Source organism: Candidatus Methylomirabilis sp. (genome assembly GCA_036000645.1).
Lineage (GTDB): Bacteria > Methylomirabilota > Methylomirabilia > Methylomirabilales > JACPAU01 > JACPAU01.
Genome location: DASYVA010000149.1, coordinates 1 through 2,311, shown reverse-complemented (window position 1 = coordinate 2,311; position 2,311 = coordinate 1). Strand labels below are relative to the sequence as shown.

The window sequence follows — 2,311 nt, the reverse complement described above, 5'->3', positions numbered from 1 at the left end:
CGGTTCGAGCGAAGGACGCTCCGGATCTCCTCATTGCTCGTGGGCCTGGTGGTGACCGGGCCCCTGCTCGCTCCCGGATTCGTCCTGGTCTACGACATGGTGTTCGTGCCGAACCCGCCGCTCTCGAGTGCGCTCCTGGGCCTGTCCCGTAATCTCCCCCGCTCGGTGCCGACGGGCCTCCTGGTGTCGCTCGCCTCGAAGGCCCTGACCGGTCAAGTGGTCGAGAAGCTGATCCTCCTGGCGATCTTCGCCGGCGCCGCCTACGGAGCCGCGAGGCTGGTTCCAGCAGACAGGATGCCTGCCCGGGTAGCCGCTGGATTGCTCTACGCCTGGAATCCCTTCCTTTATGAGCGGTTGCTGCTCGGGCACTGGTCCCTGCTCCTCGGATATGCGGTGCTCCCGTGGATCGCCCGGGCCGCTCTCGACTACCGCCGGGGCGAGCCCGGGGCGGGCCGGCGCCTCATCCTGACTCTCGCCGCGGCCGTGGCCGCAGGCCCGTACGCAGGGCTGTTCGGCGTCGCCGTCGCGCTGGCCATCGCCCTTTTCCCTCCGGCCGGGCCAACCCCCCGCCGCGCACTGGCACTGGCGGGGGTGGGCGTGGTGATCAACCTGCCGTGGCTCGTACCGGGGCTCCTCCATCAATCCGTGCCGGGGCGACCCGCCTTGGCGCTGGAGCTGTTTCGGGCCCGTTCGGATTCTCCGCTCGGCACCCTCGGCAGCCTGCTGTCCCTGGGCGGGCTGTGGCGGACGGATCTGGCCCCGCCGGGCCGGCACGGAGGAGCCTGGATTCCGGCCTTCCTCCTCATCGTCGGCCTCGGCGCGTGGGGATGGCGGCGGCTCGGAGCCCGGTGGTCGCCGGGCGCCCTCCGGGGGCTCGTCTCCCTCGCTGTCCTGGGCATCGCCGTGGCGATCGCCCCGAGCTTCTCTCTCCTGGACCCCATCACGACGTGGGTCTCGGAGGTGCTTCCGGGGGGCGCAATCCTCCGGGATTCGCAGAAGTTCGTCATTCCCTTCGCCCTGCTCGGGTGCGTCGCCTTCGGCGCGGGTGTCGATCGGATCCTCGAGGGGATCGAGCGCACCGACCGCCTGGCCAGAAGGGCAGCCCTGCTACTGCCCCTCCTTCCGGTCGCTCTTGCCCCCACCCTCCTGTGGGGAGCCGGCGGTCGCCTGAGCGCCGTGAGCTATCCCCCGTCGTGGGGCCAGGTGGAGTCGGCGATGGCGGCGGACCCGGTCCCCGGCGCTGTCCTCGTCCTGCCGTGGCACTCCTACCTGCCCTTCGGCTGGAATCATGGACGAACGGTCCGCCAGATCGCCCCCGCCTACTTCTCCCGGCCGGTTGTGGCGGACACCGCCTTGCAGGTCGGTCGCGTTGTCCTTCCCGCTGAGGACCCGTGGTCTCGTCGGGCAGCCCCAGCCGTGACCGGTCGCGCTCCTCTTCGCCCCAGCCTCGCCGGGCTCGGGGTGAGATATGTGGTGCTGCACAAGGAGGCGGACTGGCGGAGGTGGGCGCCCGGGCTGGAGGGGCTGGTGACGGTCATCGAGGCCAGCGACCTGAGGCTGTACCGGGCGGCTCCACCCGATCACGCCCCGCGCTTTCCGCAGCCGCCCGCAGCCCCTGTCCTCGCGGCCCACGCCGCGACGCTGGCCCTGGTCCTCTGGGCGGCCTTGGCGAGCCTGGTCCGTGCGCGTCCTCGGGCTGAGAGCCCTGATATCCTGCGATTTCGGCGGTTCCGGCGCCCGGAGGGATTCGGCGGGGACGAGGAGTGACGAAGATCCGGTTCCTGATCCTGCTCGTGATCGTCTCCCTGTGCCTGGCCTGGGGAGGCGCGTACCTGGCGGTGGTCAGCCAGAACCCCGGGGATCAGCCGAAGGGACCGGAAACGGTGTACGGACCTATCTCGCCCTGATCAGCAGCCGCCGGTCGGGAGGCCCCCACCCGGCCACGTCAGGACATGAACTCGACGACCAGGCGTTCCTCGACGGGGACCGGAAGCGGAATCTCGGCGCGCTCGGGGCGCTTGATCAGCCGGCCCTGGACGGCGTCCTTGTCTCGCTCGAGGTACGCCGGTGGCTCCGGCGTGACCTCCAGCGCTTCCCGCACCGGGATGAAGTTCTTCGCCTTCGGGCCGGCCTCGATGACCTGTCCCACCCTGACGGTGGCGCTGGGGACGTTCAGCCGCTTGCCGTCCAGCAGGATGTGCCCGTGAGACACGAGCTGTCTGGCCTGGTGGATGGTCTGGGCGAATCCCAGGCGAAGGACCACGGAATCGAGACGGGTCTCCAGCAGGCGAAGCAGCTCCTCGCCGGTCAC

Annotated in this window: 3 protein-coding genes; 2 read left to right on the top strand and 1 reads right to left on the bottom strand. The window is 70.7% G+C overall.

The genetic code is table 11. The annotated features are described in order from the left end of the window. Together VGT06_08400 and VGT06_08395 are read left to right on the top strand one after the other, a co-directional pair. On the top strand, nt 1–1,767 hold a 1,767-nt coding region (locus VGT06_08400; GenBank protein HEV8663143.1), incomplete at its 5' end, for a hypothetical protein. Then, the gene (locus tag VGT06_08395) at nt 1,764–1,907 is read left to right on the top strand and encodes a hypothetical protein (protein ID HEV8663142.1); all 144 of its coding nucleotides are present in this window, start codon (nt 1,764–1,766) and stop codon (nt 1,905–1,907) included. The genes VGT06_08400 and VGT06_08395, both read left to right, overlap by 4 nt. 38 nt (nt 1,908–1,945) lie before the next feature. Here the strand turns inward: VGT06_08395 and rpsD are convergent. Beyond that, nucleotides 1,946–2,311, bottom strand: a 366-nt coding sequence (rpsD, locus tag VGT06_08390; protein ID HEV8663141.1) for a 30S ribosomal protein S4, incomplete at its 5' end; no start/stop codon positions are given.